We start from the raw sequence: 16636 nt of genomic DNA, 5'->3' as shown, positions 1-16636 counted from the left end.
AGGATTAGAAATGAAGGCCATCAATCGACGGCAGGCATTTGCGCTCGGGGGCGGCTTCGTCATGCTGACCCTGATGCCGATGGCGGCCGATGCCGAGGTCTCGAACGACGCGGCGAAGTGGATCGAGAAGTTCACCGGCGGCAAGCAGCCGGCCAAGGGCAAGATTTCGCTCGACCTGCCGGAAATTGCCGAGAACGGCAACACCGTGCCGCTCTCGATCAACATCGAGAGCCCGATGACCGCGGACTCCTACGTCAAGGACGTTCTGATCGTCGCGGACGGCAACCCGAATGCGGGCGTGGCGACGCTGTCGTTCACGTCGTTGTCGGGCAAGGCGGAAGCCTCGATCCGGATCCGGCTCGCATCCACGCAGAACGTGGTTGCGATCGCGAAGATGAGCGACGGTTCGCTGTTCACGGAGCAGAAGACCGTGAAGGTCACCATCGGCGGCTGCGGCGGCTAAGGGCTTAGGAGAAGACAGATGGCAGACAAACCGCGCATCAAGCTTCCGAAGGAAGCCGCCAAGGGCGAGGTCATCCAGATCAAGACCCTGGTTTCGCACGTGATGGAATCGGGCCAGCGCAAGGATGCGCAGGGCAAGGCCATTCCGCGCAAGATCATCAACAAGTTCGCCTGCGAGTTCAACGGCAAGCCGGTGTTCGCCTGCGCGCTGGAGCCGGCGATCTCGGCCAATCCCTACATCCAGTTCGACGCCAGGATCGACGAGGCCGGCACGTTCAAATTCTCCTGGACGGACGACGACGGCACGGTGATCACGGCCGAAGAGAAGATCGCGCTCAAGGCATGATGCGCATCGCGCATTGAGGGAGGCTCGAATGGCGCCACGATATATTGGGTTGGCCGCTGCGATCGTGGCCGCCGCATCGGTTGCGACGCTCGCGTCCGCGGAGGAGGCCGAGCGCAAGGGCATCGCGGCGCCGCCCGGCCACGTCTTCAAGACCATCATCTCCGGCTACGAGTTCCGCAGCAAGGAGACCCGCGCGCTGCAGGACGACGATCTGGAAAATCCCGGATTCCTCGCCGTGGAGCGCGCGGCGGAGGCCTGGAAGAAGGTCGAGGGGAGCGAGGGCAAGTCCTGCGTGAGCTGCCACGGCGAGGCCGAGACCGGCATGAAGGGCGTCGGCGCCGCCATGCCGAAATGGGACGACAAGCTGAAGAAGCCGGTCAATATCGAGCAGCGCATCAACATCTGCCGCAGCGAGCACATGAAGGCGGAGCCCTGGAAATTCAAATCCCGGGAGCTGACCGACATGACCGCCTTCGTGCGCTATCAGTCGCACGGCATGAAGGTCTCGGTGAAGACCGACGGGCCGATGTCGTCCTGGTTCGAGCGCGGCAAGCAGATCTATTACACGCGCTACGGCCAGCTCGATCTGGCCTGCGAATCCTGCCACGAGCGCAACAATGGCAAGTTCATGCGCGCCGATTTCCTGAGCCAGGGGCAGACCAACGGCTTTCCGACCTATCGGCTGCGCGATCAGCGCCTGGTGCCGTTGCATGAGCGTTTCGAAGGCTGCATGTTCGACGTGCGCGCCGAGCCGTTCAAGCCGCTTTCGGACGAGTTCCTCGCGCTCGAGCTCTATGTGGCCTGGCGCGGCATCGGGTTGCCGGTCGAGACGCCCTCGGTGCGCAACTGAAACGATGAGCTTGCAGGAGTCTTGCGCATGATCTCTCGCCGCGAGTTCATTCAGGTCGCCGCGGCAACGGCGGCACTCTCGGGCGGTGTCGGCTCCGGCCTGACCCGGGCGGTCGCCCAGCAGCGCCTGACCGAGAAGGAATTGCTGGCGTTCGAGCCGCTCGGCAACGTCACGCTGGTGCATGTGACCGATATCCACGGCCAGCTGATGCCGCTCTATTTCCGCGAGCCCTCGACCAATCTCGGGGTGGGCGAGGCCAAGGGGCTTCCGCCGCACGTCACCGGCAAGGAGTTCTTGACGCGCTTCGGGATCGCGCCCGGCTCGTCGGCGGCCTACGCCCTGACCTCCGAGGATTTCGAGGCACTGGCCAAAAGCTATGGCCGGATCGGCGGCCTCGATCGCGCCGCGACCGTGATCAAGGCAATCCGCGCCGAGCGCGGCGACAAGGTCGCGCTGCTCGACGGCGGCGACACCTGGCAGGGCTCGTGGTCCTCGCTGAAGACGCGCGGCCAGGACATGATCGACTGCATGGCGCTGCTCAAGCCCGACGCCATGACCGGACATTGGGAATTCACCTACGGCACCGAGCGGGTCAAGCAGGCCATCGAAGGCCTCGGCTTTCCGTTCCTCGGCCTCAACATCCGCGACACCGAATGGAACGAGGCGGCGTTCGAGGCCTCGACCATGATCGAGCGCGGCGGCGTCAAGATCGCGGTGCTGGGCCAGGCCTTCCCCTATACGCCGGTCGCCAATCCGCGCTGGATGGTTCCGACCTGGTCGTTCGGCGTGCGCGAGGAGGATGTGCAGGCGCAGGTCGACAAGGCGCGCAAGGGCGGCGCGCAGCTCGTCGTGCTGCTCTCCCACAACGGCTTCGACGTCGACCGCAAGCTCGCAAGCCGCGTCAAGGGCATCGACGTCATCCTGACCGGACATACTCATGACGCGCTGCCGGAGGCCGTCAAGGTCGGCAAGACCCTGCTGATCGCGTCGGGCTCCTCCGGCAAGTTCGTCTCGCGGCTCGATCTCGATGTCCGCGACGGCGAGGTCAAGGCTTACAGGTACAAGCTCATTCCGCTGTTCTCCGACGTGATCGCGGCGGACGCCGAGATGGCGGCGAAGATCGCCGAGGTGCGCAAGCCGTTCGCGTCCGATCTCGCCAAGGTGCTCGGCAAGACCGACTCGCTGCTCTACCGGCGCGGCAATTTCAACGGCACGTTCGACGATCTGATCTGCCAGGCGCTGCTGCAGGAGCGCGACGCCGAGATCGCGTTGTCGCCCGGCTTCCGCTGGGGGACCAGCGTGCTGCCGGGGCAGGACATCACCTTCGAGGACGTCACCAACGCAACCGCGATCACCTATCCCGCGGTCTACCGCATGGGCATGACCGGCGCGCGGCTGAAGGAGATCATCGAGGACGTCGCCGACAATCTCTTCAACGTCGATCCCTACTACCAGCAGGGCGGCGACATGGTGCGGATCGGCGGACTTGCTTACGCGATCGATGTCACCAAGCCGCAGGGGCAGCGCATCTCGGACATGCAGATGGTCAAGACCGGCGCGCCGATCGATCCCGCGAGGGAATACCAGGTCGCGGGCTGGGCCAGCGTCAACGAAGGAACCGAAGGGCCGCCGATCTGGGACGTCGTCGCGAACTACCTGATGCGACAGAAAACCGTTCGGCTCGAACCCAACCGGGCCGTCAAAGTTACCGGAGCGTGAGAAGCGATGTCGAAGATGGACAGTTCCCGGCAATCCCGACGCAGTTTCCTCGCCGCTGGTGCCGGCGTCGCGGCGTCGGTGCTCGCCAAGCCCGCCGCGGCGGGAGCCGGCAATCCCGCCAACCAGCCGCCCAACGTTCCTGAATGGACCAAGTCGCTCGGCGAGGGCGTCGCCGTGCGCCCGTACGGCAAGCCGTCGAAATTCGAGAAGGACGTGGTCCGGCGCGACGTCGAATGGCTGACCGCCTCGCGCGAATCCTCGGTGAGCTTCACGCCGCTGCACGAGCTCGAAGGCATCATCACCCCGAACGGTCTCTGCTTCGAGCGGCATCACGGCGGCATCGCCGAGGTCGATCCGGCCGATCATCGCCTGATGATCCATGGGCTCGTGGAGCGCCCGTTGATCCTCACGCTGGAGGAGCTGAAGCGCTACCCGCGCGTCAATCGCATCCACTTCATGGAATGCGCGGCGAATTCGGGCATGGAATGGCGCGGTGCCCAGCTCAATGGCTGCCAGTTCACCCACGGCATGATCCACTGCGTGCAGTACACCGGCGTATCGCTGCGCACGCTGCTGGAAGAAGCCGGCGTCAAGACCAACGGCAAGTGGCTGCTGGTCGAGGGTGCAGATGCTGCCGCGATGGATCGCAGCCTTCCGATCGAGAAGGCCCTCGACGACTGCATCATCGCCTACAAGATGAACGGCGAGGCGCTCTATCCCGAGCAGGGCTATCCGATGCGCCTCGTGGTGCCGGGCTGGCAGGGCAATCTCTGGGTCAAGTGGCTGCGCCGCATCAAGGTCGGCGACCAGCCCTGGCACACCCGGGAGGAGACGTCGAAATACACGGACCTCATGCCGAACGGCAAGGCGCGTCGCTTCACCTGGTCGATGGACGCGAAGTCCGTGATCACGAGCCCGAGCCCGCAGGCGCCGATCAGGCACGGCAAGGGCTTCACCATCGTTTCGGGGCTCGCCTGGAGCGGCGCCGGCAAGGTCAAGCGCGTGGACGTCTCGCTCGACGGTGGCCGCAACTGGTGGCCGGCGCGGCTCGATGGCCCGGTTCTCGACAAGGCGTTGACGCGCTTCTACTACGAATTCGATTGGAACGGCGAGCCGCTGCTGCTGCAATCGCGCGTCCAGGACGAGACCGGATACGTGCAGCCGAGCAAGGCCGAGCTGCGCAAGATCCGCGGCGTCGACTCCATCTATCACAACAATGGCATCCAGACCTGGCATGTGCAGGCCAATGGTGAGGTCGAGAATGTCGAAGTCGCTTGAGCTCATTGCAGCTGCGCTGCTCGCCTGCGCGCTGAGCGCCCCAGCGTTTGCGCAGCAGAAGGCGGATGCCAAGAGTGGTCCGCGCTACCACATCGGCCGCGCGCCGACCGCGGAGGAGATCCGTGGCTGGGATATCGACGTGCGGCCCGACGGCCAAGGCCTGCCGGAAGGCAAGGGCACCGCCGCCCAGGGCGAGAAGCTGTTCATGGACAATTGCGCGAGCTGCCACGGCGAGTTCGGCGAGGGCAACGGCCGCTGGCCGGTGCTGGCGGGCGGCAAGGGCTCGCTGACCTCGGACAATCCGGTCAAGACGGTGGGCTCGTACTGGCCCTACGCCTCCACTGTGTTCGACTATATCAGGCACGCCATGCCTTACGGCAATACGGGCTCCTTGTCCGTCGACGAATATTATGCGCTGGTCGCCTACGTCCTCTATCTCAACGACGTCGTCACCGATCAGAACTTCGAGCTGAACAAGAAGACCCTTGCCACGATCAAGATGCCGAACGAGCAGGGTTTCGTGATGGACGACCGCGCCAGCAGCGAGAAGTCGTTCTGGCAGAAAGACCCCTGCATGAAGAATTGCATCGCCCCGGTGAAGATTACCGGGCGTGCTGCCGCCATCGACGTGACGCCTGAGGACGGCAAGGAAAAGAAGTCGCGGGGCGTGGAGTGAGACGCGGCCGGGCGAGCCGCCGCACACTTCTGCATGCGGCTCTCGCTGTCGGCTCGCTGATCACAATCTCGCCGGCCGCGGCCCAGGCTCCTGAGCCTCACAGGCTCGCGCTGCAGATCAGCGACGACGACCCGGTCAAGATGCGCGCGGTCCTCGATGTTGCGGCCAACGTCTCGCGGCATTATTCCGGGCAGGGCGAGGACGTCGAAATCGCGGTGGTCGCCTTCAATGGCGGCCTCGACATGCTGCTCGACGACCGTTCGCCGGTGAAGGAGCGCCTGGTGAATTTTCTGAAATCGATGCCCAATGTGAGCTTCATCGCCTGCGGCAACACGCTGGAGACGCTGGCGGCGAAGGAGGGCAGGCGGCCTCCGCTGCTCGAAGGCGTCAGCGTCGCCCAGGTCGGGGTTGCCGCGCTGATGGATCTTGCCGAAAAGAACTGGACAATTGTCCGGCCATGAGGAGACGCCGCCGATGCGATGGTTGATGGGGCTGACGGTCTTGCTCGCGCTCGCGGGGCCTGCGAGCGCTGCCGAGCAGGAGCTTGAACTGTCGGTCGCCGGTCGTTCGACGCTCGCGACGCTCCGGACACCTGACGCGATGACGCCGGACACACCGCTCGTCGTGATGACCCATGGCACGCTCGCGCACAAGGACATGGAGGTCATCCAGGTCCTCGCCAAGGCGCTGGAGCAGCGCGGTATTGCTTCGCTTGCGCATACGCTGTCGCTGGGGCTCGATCGCCGCAACGGCATGTATGATTGTGCGGTGCGGCACGACTACCTCACCGACGATGCGGTTGCCGAGATTGGCGCCTGGGTGACACGTGCGAAAGGCATGTCGCGGCTCGTCTTCGCGCTCGGTCATTCGCGCGGCGGCAACCAGGTTGCACGCTATCTGGCGGGGAACGAAACGCCTGCGGCGGCGGGTGCGGTGCTGCTGGCGCCGGTGACCGCAAAGGCGGAGGCCGATTTACGCGCCTCCTACGCCAAGACCTATGGCAAGCCGCTCGAGCCGTTGCTGGAGCAGGCGACCAAGGCGGTCGCGGCCGGGCGCGGCGGCGAGTGGATGGACGTACCCGGCTTCATCTATTGCCGCAATGCCGTGGTCACGGCGCGGTCCTTTGCCTCGTTCTACAGTGCCGACGCCGGCCAGGACACCGCGGCGCTCGTGGTGCGCGCGAAGCTGCCAGTGCTGGTGCTCGCCGCGACCAAGGATAGTGTCGTGCCGGATGTGGCCGCATCCTTCGCGCCGCTGGCCGGTTCGAGCGGCGGCAGGGTGCAGCTCGACACAATCGAGGATGCCGATCATTTCTTCCGCGACCTGTTCGCGGAAGACGTCGCCGACCGCATCGCCGAGTTCATCAAGCAGACACGCTAGGCGGGACCACGTAGCGCGTGGTGCGGCTCGCCGAGCCGCAACAGCAGGGACATGCCGATCTGCGTCCCTGAACGGGCGTGGGGCGGCGCGCCGGGCTTGATCTCGCTCATACAGCACGGCCGCGCCTCGCGATAGATTGGCAAGTCCAGGGAATGCCGAGGCGGCCGTGCTGACGACACTCATCGATCTCATGGGGGAAGACCGTCTTTCATGGCTGGGCGGCCTCCTGGTCGGAGGTCTCTTTGGATTCTTCGCCCAGCGCAGCCGCTTCTGCCTGCGCGCAGCCGCCGTCGAATTCTCCCGCGGCGCGGGCGGGCCGCGCCTTGCAGTGTGGCTGTTGACCTTCGCCGCCGCGCTGGTGGGCACGCAAGGTTTGGTCGCGCTCGGCTGGCTCGACGTGTCCGAGGCGCGCCAGCTTGCGCAGCAGGGCAGCATCTCCGGTGCGCTGGCCGGTGGGGTGATGTTCGGTTGCGGCATGATCCTGGCGCGCGGTTGCGCCAGCCGACTGCTCGTGCTCTCGGCCAACGGCAATCTCAGGGCGCTGCTGTCGGGCCTGGTGTTCGCGGTCACGGCTCAGGCTTCCTATCGCGGCTTGTTGTCGCCTGCGCGCGAGTGGGTGACCAATCTGTGGCTGGTCGACGGCGGCCCGTCGCGCGACATCATGGCGATGTTCGGCGCCGGCACGCCCGAGAAGCTCGCCTTCGGAGGCGTGTGGCTGATTGCGGGGCTGTCCTTCGCCTTTCGCAGCCGGCTGCCGCGCCGGCTGATCCTCGCCGCGCTCGCGGCCGGAGCGGCCGTCGTGGCCGGCTGGCTCTTCACCTACCAGCTGTCGCAGGCCTCGTTCGCGCCGGTGACGTTGAAGAGCCTCACCTTCAGCGGACCGTCGGCCGAATTGCTGATGCTGGTCCTGAACAGCTCGCAGCTCCGGCTCGGCTTCGACCTCGGCATTGTTCCGGGCGTGTTCCTCGGCTCATTCGCCGCAGCGGCGCATGCGGGTGAGCTGAAGCTGGAAGGATTTTCGGACGGGCTCGGCATGCGCCGTTACCTGCTCGGCGCGGTGCTGATGGGGTTCGGCGCGATGCTCGCCGGCGGCTGCGCGGTCGGCGCCGGCGTGACCGGCGCCTCGGTCTTCGCGCTCACCGCCTGGCTCGTGCTCGGCGGCATGTGGCTGGGGGCGGGTCTCACTGATTTGATCGTCGACCGCGCCGGCCTGCCGCAAGCCCGACCGGCGGCGGGCTCGCCGGCGCCCGGCACCTGAAATTAGTTTAGAGAGTGTGCGCGCGTCCGCAGTCAAGAGGGGACGGAAATCATGACCTCGCAGGTAATGGAAGGGCCGGCACCTGCATGCTAGATTTTCAGTCATGAACGCACATGCATCCACGGCACGTACCGAACGCAGCCAACCGGTCCATATCGGCGACCATTTGCGCGAATGGCGGCAGCGCCGCCGCATGAGCCAGCTCGATCTCGCGGGCGAAGCCGAAATCTCGGCGCGTCACTTAAGCTTCGTCGAGACCGGCCGCGCCGCGCCCTCGCGCGACATGGTGCTGAGGCTCGCCGAACGCCTCGACGTACCCTTGCGCGAGCGCAACGTGCTGCTGGTCGCGGCCGGCTATGCGCCGGCATTCCAGCAGCGGCCCCTGGAGGATCCTGCCTTGAAATCAGCCCGCCAGGCCATCGATCTCGTGCTCAAAGCCCATGAGCCCAATCCCGCGCTCGCAGTGGACCGGCACTGGAACCTGGTGTCGGCCAACCGCATGGTGGCGCCGCTGCTCGACGGCATTCCCAAGCGGTTGCTCGGCCAGCCCGTCAACGTGCTGCGGCTCGCCTTCCATCCCGAGGCGCTGGCATCGCGTACGGTCAACCTCGCGGAGTGGTGCGGGCACCTCCTGGAGCGGCTGCACCGGCAATGCGAGGCGACCGCGGACCCCGAGCTGATCAAGCTCTACAACGACCTCAAGAGCTATCCGATTCCGGCGCGAGCGGGGCCATTGTCGAGCGACAATGTCGCGATCCCCTTCAAGCTGCGCCACGAGGGCGAGATCCTGAGCTTCTTCTCCACCACCATGGTATTCGGCACGCCGGTCGACATCACGCTGTCGGAGCTGGCGTTGGAAACCTTCTTCCCGGCGGACGAGCGCACCGCCGAACGGCTCAAGCAGATGGCGGCCAGGCTGTCATAGCGGCGTTTACAGACGGTAGCCGCCCCCGCATAATCCCCGGGATGGATACACGCGCGTTCCGGCGCTTGCGGCCGGCCAACCCTGTCGGCGATCTCCTGCGCGGCTGGCGCACGCGACGCAGCTTGAGCCAGGCGGACCTGGCGTTCGAGGCCGGCATCTCGATCAAGCATCTGAGCTATGTCGAGACCGGCAAGGCGGCAGCAAGCCGGGACATTCTGCTGCAGCTTGCATCCGCTCTCGATTTGTCGCTGCGCGACCGCAATGCTCTGCTCGAGGCCGGCGGCTTCGCCCGGCAATTTGGCGAGCGCGATCTCGCCGCGCCCGAGCTTGCCGACGCGCGACGTGCCATCGATCTTCTGCTCCGGCGGCACGAGCCGTTTCCCGCGATCGTTACCGATCGGCGCTGGAACGTGAAGCAGGCCAATGCCGCCGCATCGCGCCTGATGACCATGCTGCTTGGCGCCGAGCGCATGCAGCGGCCGCTCAACCACATGCGGATGTTCCTCGCGCCGGACGAGATCAAGCCGTTCGTCGAGAACTGGCCGGGCGTCGCGGCGGCGCTGCTGGCGCGGGCGCGCCATGAAGCGATGGCCGCGCCGCTCGATGAGGCCTTGCAATCGACCTGGCGTGAATTGATGCGGCTGCCGGAGCTTCCCGCAGTCGGGATCGGGGATCACGCCGTTCCAGGGCCGCTCTGCGAGGTGCGCTTGCGCAAGGGCGATGTCGGCATCGGCCTGATCGGCGCGGTCCTGACGCTCGGCACGCCGCAGGACGTGACGCTGCAGGAGCTTCGCGTCGAGATGTTCATGCCGGCGGACGCCGGGTCCGAGGCCACCCTGGTCGCGCTCGCGGCTCAGGACGCCTGAGCTTGCGCGGCGTCGCGCCGCTCGAAGCTCATGGCCTGCATCACCTCGGCAAACGGCCCCTTGCGGTCGCTCAATGTCGCCGAGGTGAGGCCCGCACCGTTGGCGCCGACGCGCGTGGCGGCGCGGATCAGGATCCATTCGCCCTCCGGCGGGCGGAAAAAATAGAGGCTGATCTCGGGATTGATGAAGGTCCAGTCGCGCATGTCGACGATCTGCGCCACGCCGCTGGAAAAGTCCGCGGCCTGCACCGCCTGCAGCAGCGGCGTGTTCGGCTCGCCCTCGACCAGCGGGGCATCAAGCCGCATCCAGGCGGCCGCCGGTCCCGGCTTCTCCAGCGCGCCCTCGATCAGCCGGACCGTGACGTTCTGGAAATAGCGGCTCCATTTCTGTGCGAAGGCCGGCGGCGGCACACCCGCCTCGGGCGCCTTGTCGACCGCCGCGGCCCTTGCGAAAGGATCGGCGGGCGATTCTCCGCTCGGCGCGGTCAGCAGCGCCGTACAGCGGCCGATCTCGGTTTCGCCGTCCATCAGCCGCACCTGCAAGGTCTTCGCCTTGCGGCCGTCGCGCAGCAATTCGGCGACGGTCGTGAAGGCACACAGGCCCGCCGGTCGCCACAAATCGAAGGTCAGGCGCCGCACCGCAAAGCCGGAATCGACGGCAAGACGCTCGACCTCGCGGGCCATCAGGGCAGTCGTGGCGCTACCCTGCAACATGTCCGGCGACCACGGCCCGCCGGCGTGCTCCGTGGCCCGGAACCGACGGCCGTCCGGCTTGAAAATGGCGCTCATCGCGGTCTCCTTCCTGATCCCGGGGCTTGATCGTGACCGCGAGTATCCCGGCGGGCCGGAGCCGTCACAATAACCGCAGAGGTGCAGTCGTGAGCCATGCAGGAGGGGTGCCTTGCGCCTCCTCCGGTTCGGCTTATCTTCCGGCGAACCCGTGACCCGCCCGAAGGAGGCGCCTGACATGAGCACGCTGAAACCGCTCCAGATCGACGTCGTCTCCGACGTGGTGTGCCCCTGGTGCTATATCGGCAAGCACCGGATCGAGAGCGCGCTGGCGCTCGTTCCTGATGTCCCGGTCAAGCTCAATTTCCGCCCCTTCTTCCTCAATCCGTGGGTGCCGCGCGAGGGCATCAGCCGCGAGGCCTATCTCACCCAGAAGTTCGGCTCGGTCGAGGCCTATAAGGGCATTGCGGGGCGTGTCGTTGCGGCCGCAAGCGAGGAGGGCCTCGTCTACAAGCCCGAGCTCGTCGCGCGTCAGCCCAACACCACCGACTGCCATCGTCTGATCCTGTGGGCGGAGGCGATCGGCAAGGCGCCGGAGATGAAGCAGCGCCTGATGGAGCTGTATTTCCGCGACGGCGGCGATCTCACCGATGTGAACGTGCTGGTGCAGGCGGCCGCCGATATCGGCCTCGATGCCGAGGACGTGCGCAAGCGCCTTGCCACCGACGAGGACGTCGCGCGCGTCTCGGCGGACGCCCAGGAGGCCGCCGAGAAGGGTATCTCCGGCGTGCCGACCTATGTCTTCGCGCAGAAATACGCGGTCTCCGGCGCGCAGGATCCGAACCTGCTCGCGCGCGCCATCCGCCAGGTCTCGGCGGAGATCAACGCGCAGGCGGCGGAATAGCGTTCGCTTATCTGCGGAGGCGGCGAACCAGGCGTCGCGCGGTCTCGTGCGCGGTGTTGAAGCCCACCAGTGCTCCGTGAATGAGCGCCACGACCGGATCGTGCCGCCGCAGCGGGATCAGCACGTCGCCGATCGCGAAACGTCCCCGCCAGATCGGGTTGATCATGGGATGGTCGGCGCTTGCGGTGGAATCCGCGCTGGCGATGGCGGGATCGGCGCAGAGATGGCGGGTGAGCTCGAGTGTGAGCTGCACGCCCGGCGAATATCTGGCAAAGCGCTCGTCGATGCCGAGCTTGAAGAAGAAGGCGCGATCCTGGTGGCGCAGCACGATGCCGGCCGCCACCGGCCTCGTGCCGGCGCGAAGCGTGATGATCTCGCACTGCGCGGTTTCCGCCAACGCCGGCACGGCGCGGCGGATGAAGGCCGCATCGCCGGCATGCTGGACCAGCGCGGTGCCGCGCTTGCCCTTCCAGCCGCTGGCTTCGAGCTGCAGGAACGTTTCAAGCGCGGGCCCGATCTCGTCGGGCCGGCGTGCGACGTCGAACGCAACGGGGCCGTGCTCTTCGAGGCGATGGCGCAGGCGGCGCAGCTCCTTGAGCTTCTTGCTGCCGAGCGCGTCGCGCAGCAGCGTTTCGTCGTCCTGGGTCGCGTCGAGGCTGGCGCGGAGGTAGGAGGACAGGATGCGCGGCTTCAGTCCGTCGCGGCTCAAGGCCTGCTTGAGCGCATGCATCGCAGCGCCGTCGAGCGCGACGTCGTTCAGCACGAGCGCATGTGCGCCGGCCTTGCGCGCATCCTGCAACACTTGCGTGGCTGCCTCGATCGGAGCGTCGCGATCGATCAGCGGGCTGCACAACGTGCCGTAGGGGTGCGCGCTCACCAGGGCGGGCAGGGGAATCTTGCAGGCCCGCCACAGCGAGATCACCGGCATCAGTCCGATCAGCCGCGACGAAGTCTTGTCGAATGCAGGCAGTGCAGAGGCGTTGGTGCGGCTCCGCGCGGTGGCGCTGACGGCAAGCGCCCAGGCGGGCAGGTAATAACCGTTCGGCTCGACCGCGCGCTGGGCGAGGGCGCGCCACTGGCCGGGGTCGATCGTAGTGAGCGGGACGCGCGCGGCCGCGGCGTCCTTTGCGGATGCCGGATGAATCGCTGCCTGCTGCGCGATGTCGACCACGTCCCCTCGTCCCGTTCATGCGCGGGCAAAGCCTGCGTCACGGGGCCATGCTTAGCGCAAAGATTGGAAAATACCGTTGGCGCGCCGTCTCAATTCGAACGGTAATGTTAACGTCTCATTGAGCATCCGTTGCCGGATGCTCAATCCAGACCCTACTTGTCACCGGGCAAGAAATGGTCGCGGGCGCTCGCCCGGCCACCGCCGGCGGTATCGGTGATCGTGACCTCGAGATCGCGCGAGGCTTTCGGCAGGTCGGCGGGCCCGACCTGCACCGACAGCCGGACCTCGCGGGTCTGGTCCTGCCCGACCTCGACGACGGGCTTGCCGTCGGGCGCGGCCTCGATGCCGGCAACGCGAATGGCCGCGCCGGGCAGCCCGAAGACCTCGATCGCGAACGATCGCTGCGCGCCCTTGTTGAGAATGCGCACGGTGTAATCGTTGCGGACCCCGCCGTCCGACAGCTGGACGAACAGCGGATTGCGCTCGTGCAGCACGTTGACGTCCATGGTCGCGCGCGTGGCCAGCGTGTACAGCATGATGCTGCCGACGATGGCGATCGCCGCGGCGTAGATCACCGTCCGCGCGCGGACGATGCGATAGATCGGCGGCTTGCCCTCGCGACGGCGCTGCATGTTGATGTCGGTGTCATAGCCGATCAGACCTTTGGGCCGGCCAATCTCGCTCATGACGTTGTCGCAGGCGTCGATGCACAGGCCGCACTGGATGCAGCCGAGCTGGATGCCGTGTCGGATGTCGACGCCTGTTGGGCAGACATTGATGCACTGGTGGCAATCGACGCAATCGCCGGCGAAATCGCCATGGGCGCGGGCAGCTTCTGCCTTCTTCACCGACATGCGCGGCTCGCCGCGGTCGCGGCGATAGGTGACGTTGAGCGCCCATTCGTCGGTCAAGGCCGCCTGGATGCGCGGCCACGGGCACATGTAGATGCACATCTGCTCACGGGCGTGGCCGGCGAAAACATAGGTCGTTGCAGTCAGGATCCCGATCCAGAGATAGGCGATGAACGGAGCCTGGAAGGTCGCGAGCTCCTTCACCAGCGTCGGCGCATCGTCGAAATAGAGCACCCATGCGCCGCCGGTCCACCAGGCGATCATGATCCAGAGAAAATGCTTCAGCGCGACCTTTCGGATGTGGTCGAACGTCCAGTAGCGCTTGTCGCCCTGCATGCGCTCGCGCCGGTCGCCCTCGACCCAGCGCTCGACCGCATAGAACAGGTCGGTCCACACCGTCTGTGGGCACAGATAACCGCACCACAATCGCCCCGCGACCGCGTTCATCAGAAACAGCATCATCGCCGCGAGGATGAGCAGGCCGGTGAAGTAATACACCTCCTGCGGCCACAGCTCGATGAAGAAGAAATAGAAGCGGCGATGCGGCAGATCGATCAGCACGGCCTGATCGGGCAGGCCGGGCCCGCGATTCCAGCGCACGAACGGCAGGAGATAATAGATCCCGAGCGTGACGCAGAGGATCGCCCATTTGATGCGGCGGAACGGCCCGTGGACCGACTGCGGATAGACCTTTCTACGCTTCTCGTAGAGAGGCCCCTCGATGAAGGTGTCGTCGGTCATGGCAAATTCCCCCGCATTACAGGCTGCATCCGCGCGCGTTCAGGAGAACGCGCAGCCGCTGCTCAGGCCCAGCTTCCTGAACACGATCGCGGCCGGGCAGAAGCCCGTGAACGAGGCCTGCAGCATGTTCAGTCCGGCAAACGCCGTCAGCAGATACCAATACGCATTCACATAGGTGCCCAGTGCGAGACCGAGCAGGACGACGAATCCCGCAAACGCGAGAACGGCTTTATCGACATTCATGGCAGGCTCCTTTTTTGATCTTGCGACGTTACGAACGGTTCAGGTTGGCTTCGGTCCAGGCGACGATGCTGCGCGCATCCATCGCGCCGGAATGGCGGGCGATCTCGCGGCCGCCGTGCATCAGCAGCAGCGTCGGAATGCCGCTGATGCTCAACTGCGACGACAAGGCGGGTGAGTTGTCTGAATTCAGCTTCAACAGTCGCACGCCGGGCTCGAGCTGTTGCGCCGCGCGCGCGAACATCGGGGCCATGGCGCGGCAGGGTCCGCACCATGGTGCCCAGACGTCGACGAGCACGGGAATGTCGTTGCTGGCGACGTGACGGCCGAAGGCGGCTTCGTCCACCTCGATCGGCTGGCCGGTGAACATCGGCTGGTGACAGGCGCCGCAGCGCGCACCGTCCGGTGCGCGCTCGGCGGGCAGGCGGTTGATGCGCCCGCAATGTCCGCAGACGATCTGGCGTGTCGTGCTCATGTGCCGGTTCGTACCTCCTTGATCTTGGCGATGTTCAGCCTGTCGAGCAGGAATCGCTCGTAGAACGGCTCGCTCTCGCCGCGCCGCATCTTGCGCAGGAAGTATTTCTCGAAGGCGACCTTGGCGAAGTGCACCCATTCGCCCTTGGAGGACCAATTGACGTTGCGCGGCGGGATCTGCGGCTGCGCGAGGAAGGCGACGCCGGAATCGCCGAAGTCGGCGAGGCAGATCGCGTTCCAGGTTGGCTGCGCCGTCGGCGCCTTGCCGTGGAGCAGGGCGCCGATGTTGATCGCGGTCGCCGTCACCATGGATTCGATCATGAAGCCGGTCTTGGGCACGCCCACCGGCACGGGCGTCGCGCCGACCGGCGCGATCGCAACGCAGACGCCGACTGCAAAGATATTGGGAAAGGCCGGGTTCTGCTGATGCTTGTCGACGATGACGAAGCCGCGCGGATTGGTCAGCTTCTCGATGCCGCGCACCGCTTCGACGCCGCGAAAGGCGGGCAACATCATCGAATAGGCGAATGGCAGCTCATGAGCCTTGCGAGACGTGCCGTCGTCGGCAAATTCCTCCACCGACATCACGCCGGGGGCGACATTGTCGACGCGGGCGTTGGTGATCCATTTGATGTGCTTCTCGCGCATCTCGCTTTCCAGGAGCCCCTTGGTATCACCGACGCCGTCGAGACCGAGATGGCCGATATAGGGCTCCGAGGTGACGAACGTCATCGGCACCCGGTCGCGCAGCTTCCGCCGGCGTAGCTCCGTTTCCAGGATGAACAAGAACTCGTAGGCCGGCCCGAAGCAGGAGGCGCCCTGGACAGCGCCGATCACGACCGGGCCAGGATTGGCCGCGAGCTTCTCCAGGGCGTCACGGGCATGCGCGGCGTGATCGACGTGGCAGATCGACTGGGTATGGCCCAGCGGCCCGAGACCCGGAATCTCGTCGAACGCCAGCTCGGGACCGGTCGCGACGACCAGATAATCATAGTCGATCGACGTGCCGTCACCGAGCTCGACACGGTTCTCCCCGGGTTGGACGCGCTTTGCGCCCTGCGTCAGCAGCCGCACGCCCTTGCGTTTCATGACGTCGGCGAGATCGATCTCGATCTCTTCGCGCTTGCGCCAGCCGACGGCCACCCACGGATTCGAGGGCACGAAATGATAGACCGTGCCTTGCGAGATGACGCTGAGGCGGTCCTCCTTTCGCAACTGGGGCAGCAATTCATAGGCCATCAGCGTTCCGCTCAGACCGGCTCCGATTACGACAACTTCCGCCATGGGTATCCTCCGTTGGACCAGGCCGCTCCGCCGATTTAGTTCCGGCCGTCGTGCAGCGCTTGACTATATATTCGTAATTTCGTATATACGCAAGTATGAAAATAAATAGCGATGTCATGGAGCGGGCGGCGGATCAGGCGAGCGAGCTGCTCAAGGCGCTCTCGAACCGTCACCGTCTGCTCATCATCTGTCAGCTGATCGACGGCGAGCGGTCGGTCGGCGAGCTGGCCGAGTTCCTCAGCCTGCGCGACTCCACGGTCTCCCAGCATCTTGCGCTCCTTCGCAAGGATGGCCTGGTCGCATCCAGACGCGAGGCGCAGACGATCTTTTATTCGATCGCCAGCGAACCGGCGCGTGAGGTCTTGAAGACGCTCTACCAAGCGTTCTGCGCACCGAAGTCCGCCAGGAGCAGACCTACGAGAGTTCGGGGAAGGGCGCCTTGACCAGGATCAACACGCTTCTCTCCGATGCGGATGAAATGAG

19 protein-coding genes are annotated in these 16636 nt (G+C 65.8%); 13 read left to right on the top strand and 6 right to left on the bottom strand.

The genetic code is table 11. The features are described 5' to 3' along the window. Positions 1-10: 10 nt before the first annotated feature. From soxY to AC066S_RS21205, 11 genes are all read left to right on the top strand, one after another. Positions 11-463, top strand: coding sequence for a thiosulfate oxidation carrier protein SoxY (soxY, locus tag AC066S_RS21255; protein ID WP_478270528.1), 453 nt, complete (start codon positions 11-13; stop codon positions 461-463). 18 nt (positions 464-481) lie between these two features. After that, positions 482-808, top strand: a complete 327-nt coding sequence (gene soxZ / locus AC066S_RS21250) for a thiosulfate oxidation carrier complex protein SoxZ (RefSeq protein WP_135169136.1) — start codon at positions 482-484, stop codon at positions 806-808. A 28-nt stretch (positions 809-836) separates the two neighbouring features. Beyond that, positions 837-1658: a sulfur oxidation c-type cytochrome SoxA gene (soxA, locus tag AC066S_RS21245; protein WP_478270527.1), complete on the top strand. Its 822-nt coding sequence runs from the start codon at positions 837-839 to the stop codon at positions 1656-1658. 27 nt (positions 1659-1685) lie between these two features. Beyond that, the gene (gene soxB / locus AC066S_RS21240; protein ID WP_478270526.1) at positions 1686-3377 is read left to right on the top strand and encodes a thiosulfohydrolase SoxB; all 1692 of its coding nucleotides are present in this window, start codon (positions 1686-1688) and stop codon (positions 3375-3377) included. 6 nt (positions 3378-3383) lie between these two features. Further along, positions 3384-4655, top strand: coding sequence for a sulfite dehydrogenase (soxC, locus tag AC066S_RS21235; protein WP_478270525.1), 1272 nt, complete (start codon positions 3384-3386; stop codon positions 4653-4655). Continuing rightward, positions 4639-5331 (top strand): c-type cytochrome, encoded by a 693-nt coding sequence (locus AC066S_RS21230; protein WP_164718978.1) that lies wholly within the window; start codon positions 4639-4641, stop codon positions 5329-5331. The genes soxC and AC066S_RS21230 overlap by 17 nt, the downstream gene beginning before the upstream one ends. Further along, complete coding sequence (locus AC066S_RS21225) at positions 5328-5792, top strand: DsrE family protein (protein WP_135169140.1); 465 nt, start codon at positions 5328-5330, stop codon at positions 5790-5792. Before AC066S_RS21230 ends, AC066S_RS21225 begins: the two co-directional genes overlap by 4 nt. Before the next feature lie 13 nt (positions 5793-5805). Beyond that, positions 5806-6711 (top strand): alpha/beta hydrolase, encoded by a 906-nt coding sequence (locus tag AC066S_RS21220; protein ID WP_478270524.1) that lies wholly within the window; start codon positions 5806-5808, stop codon positions 6709-6711. Between the two features lie 166 nt (positions 6712-6877). Then, complete coding sequence (locus AC066S_RS21215) at positions 6878-7969, top strand: YeeE/YedE family protein (protein ID WP_126260812.1); 1092 nt, start codon at positions 6878-6880, stop codon at positions 7967-7969. A 103-nt stretch (positions 7970-8072) separates the two neighbouring features. After that, a complete protein-coding gene (locus AC066S_RS21210; RefSeq protein WP_478270523.1) occupies positions 8073-8894 on the top strand; it encodes a helix-turn-helix domain-containing protein in 822 nt (273 codons plus the stop codon). Between the two features lie 41 nt (positions 8895-8935). Continuing rightward, positions 8936-9760 (top strand): helix-turn-helix domain-containing protein, encoded by an 825-nt coding sequence (locus tag AC066S_RS21205; protein ID WP_478270522.1) that lies wholly within the window; start codon positions 8936-8938, stop codon positions 9758-9760. On the opposite strand, the gene AC066S_RS21200 is transcribed toward AC066S_RS21205, so the two are convergent. Then, positions 9748-10548, bottom strand: coding sequence for a thioesterase family protein (locus AC066S_RS21200; protein ID WP_478270521.1), 801 nt, complete (start codon positions 10546-10548; stop codon positions 9748-9750). The two genes, AC066S_RS21205 and AC066S_RS21200, sit on opposite strands and share 13 nt — an antisense overlap. Positions 10549-10726: 178 nt before the next feature. Here AC066S_RS21200 and AC066S_RS21195 point away from each other — a divergent pair, with 178 nt between their 5' ends. Further along, positions 10727-11392 carry a DsbA family oxidoreductase gene (locus tag AC066S_RS21195; protein ID WP_135169144.1) on the top strand — a complete coding sequence of 222 codons (666 nt, stop codon included), beginning with the start codon at positions 10727-10729 and terminating at the stop codon, positions 11390-11392. Positions 11393-11399: 7 nt separating this feature from the next. Here the strand turns inward: AC066S_RS21195 and AC066S_RS21190 are convergent, their stop codons facing one another. The 5 genes from AC066S_RS21190 to AC066S_RS21170 all read right to left on the bottom strand — a co-directional run bounded on the left by AC066S_RS21190 (position 11400) and on the right by AC066S_RS21170 (position 16153). Then, positions 11400-12563 (bottom strand): GNAT family N-acetyltransferase, encoded by a 1164-nt coding sequence (locus tag AC066S_RS21190; RefSeq protein WP_478270520.1) that lies wholly within the window; start codon positions 12561-12563, stop codon positions 11400-11402. A 152-nt stretch (positions 12564-12715) separates the two neighbouring features. Further along, entirely contained in the window at positions 12716-14155 is a 1440-nt protein-coding gene (ccoG, locus tag AC066S_RS21185) for a cytochrome c oxidase accessory protein CcoG (RefSeq protein ID WP_135169146.1), read from the bottom strand. Positions 14156-14194: 39 nt separating this feature from the next. Further along, positions 14195-14398, bottom strand: a complete 204-nt coding sequence (locus AC066S_RS21180) for a YgaP family membrane protein (protein WP_028181089.1) — start codon at positions 14396-14398, stop codon at positions 14195-14197. 28 nt (positions 14399-14426) lie between these two features. Continuing rightward, positions 14427-14870 carry a thioredoxin TrxC gene (gene trxC / locus AC066S_RS21175; RefSeq protein WP_478270519.1) on the bottom strand — a complete coding sequence of 148 codons (444 nt, stop codon included), beginning with the start codon at positions 14868-14870 and terminating at the stop codon, positions 14427-14429. Beyond that, positions 14867-16153, bottom strand: coding sequence for an NAD(P)/FAD-dependent oxidoreductase (locus AC066S_RS21170; protein ID WP_478270518.1), 1287 nt, complete (start codon positions 16151-16153; stop codon positions 14867-14869). Before AC066S_RS21170 ends, trxC begins: the two co-directional genes overlap by 4 nt. A gap of 95 nt (positions 16154-16248) precedes the next feature. Between AC066S_RS21170 and AC066S_RS21165 the strand changes: the two genes are divergently transcribed. Then, positions 16249-16596, top strand: coding sequence for an ArsR/SmtB family transcription factor (locus tag AC066S_RS21165; RefSeq protein WP_478270517.1), 348 nt, complete (start codon positions 16249-16251; stop codon positions 16594-16596). Positions 16597-16636: the final 40 nt, after the last annotated feature.

The organism is Bradyrhizobium sp. CFUWI (assembly GCF_056429085.1).
Note: the sequence above shows the minus strand (reverse complement) of the source record. Positions and strands in the feature narration are given on the sequence as shown.

What these genes read in the sequence shown, in the direction of transcription:
- ccoG (WP_135169146.1), bottom strand. Translation starts at nt 14,155, where the DNA reads ATGACCGACGACACCTTCATCGAGGGGCCTCTCTACGAGAAGCGTAGA.
- soxZ (WP_135169136.1), top strand. Translation starts at nt 482, where the DNA reads ATGGCAGACAAACCGCGCATCAAGCTTCCGAAGGAAGCCGCCAAGGGC.
- AC066S_RS21165 (WP_478270517.1), top strand. Translation starts at nt 16,249, where the DNA reads ATGAAAATAAATAGCGATGTCATGGAGCGGGCGGCGGATCAGGCGAGC.
- AC066S_RS21210 (WP_478270523.1), top strand. Translation starts at nt 8,073, where the DNA reads ATGAACGCACATGCATCCACGGCACGTACCGAACGCAGCCAACCGGTC.
- AC066S_RS21220 (WP_478270524.1), top strand. Translation starts at nt 5,806, where the DNA reads ATGCGATGGTTGATGGGGCTGACGGTCTTGCTCGCGCTCGCGGGGCCT.
- AC066S_RS21170 (WP_478270518.1), bottom strand. Translation starts at nt 16,153, where the DNA reads ATGGCGGAAGTTGTCGTAATCGGAGCCGGTCTGAGCGGAACGCTGATG.
- soxB (WP_478270526.1), top strand. Translation starts at nt 1,686, where the DNA reads ATGATCTCTCGCCGCGAGTTCATTCAGGTCGCCGCGGCAACGGCGGCA.
- trxC (WP_478270519.1), bottom strand. Translation starts at nt 14,870, where the DNA reads ATGAGCACGACACGCCAGATCGTCTGCGGACATTGCGGGCGCATCAAC.
- AC066S_RS21200 (WP_478270521.1), bottom strand. Translation starts at nt 10,548, where the DNA reads ATGAGCGCCATTTTCAAGCCGGACGGCCGTCGGTTCCGGGCCACGGAG.
- AC066S_RS21195 (WP_135169144.1), top strand. Translation starts at nt 10,727, where the DNA reads ATGAGCACGCTGAAACCGCTCCAGATCGACGTCGTCTCCGACGTGGTG.
- soxC (WP_478270525.1), top strand. Translation starts at nt 3,384, where the DNA reads ATGTCGAAGATGGACAGTTCCCGGCAATCCCGACGCAGTTTCCTCGCC.
- AC066S_RS21180 (WP_028181089.1), bottom strand. Translation starts at nt 14,398, where the DNA reads ATGAATGTCGATAAAGCCGTTCTCGCGTTTGCGGGATTCGTCGTCCTG.
- AC066S_RS21230 (WP_164718978.1), top strand. Translation starts at nt 4,639, where the DNA reads ATGTCGAAGTCGCTTGAGCTCATTGCAGCTGCGCTGCTCGCCTGCGCG.
- soxA (WP_478270527.1), top strand. Translation starts at nt 837, where the DNA reads ATGGCGCCACGATATATTGGGTTGGCCGCTGCGATCGTGGCCGCCGCA.
- soxY (WP_478270528.1), top strand. Translation starts at nt 11, where the DNA reads ATGAAGGCCATCAATCGACGGCAGGCATTTGCGCTCGGGGGCGGCTTC.
- AC066S_RS21205 (WP_478270522.1), top strand. Translation starts at nt 8,936, where the DNA reads ATGGATACACGCGCGTTCCGGCGCTTGCGGCCGGCCAACCCTGTCGGC.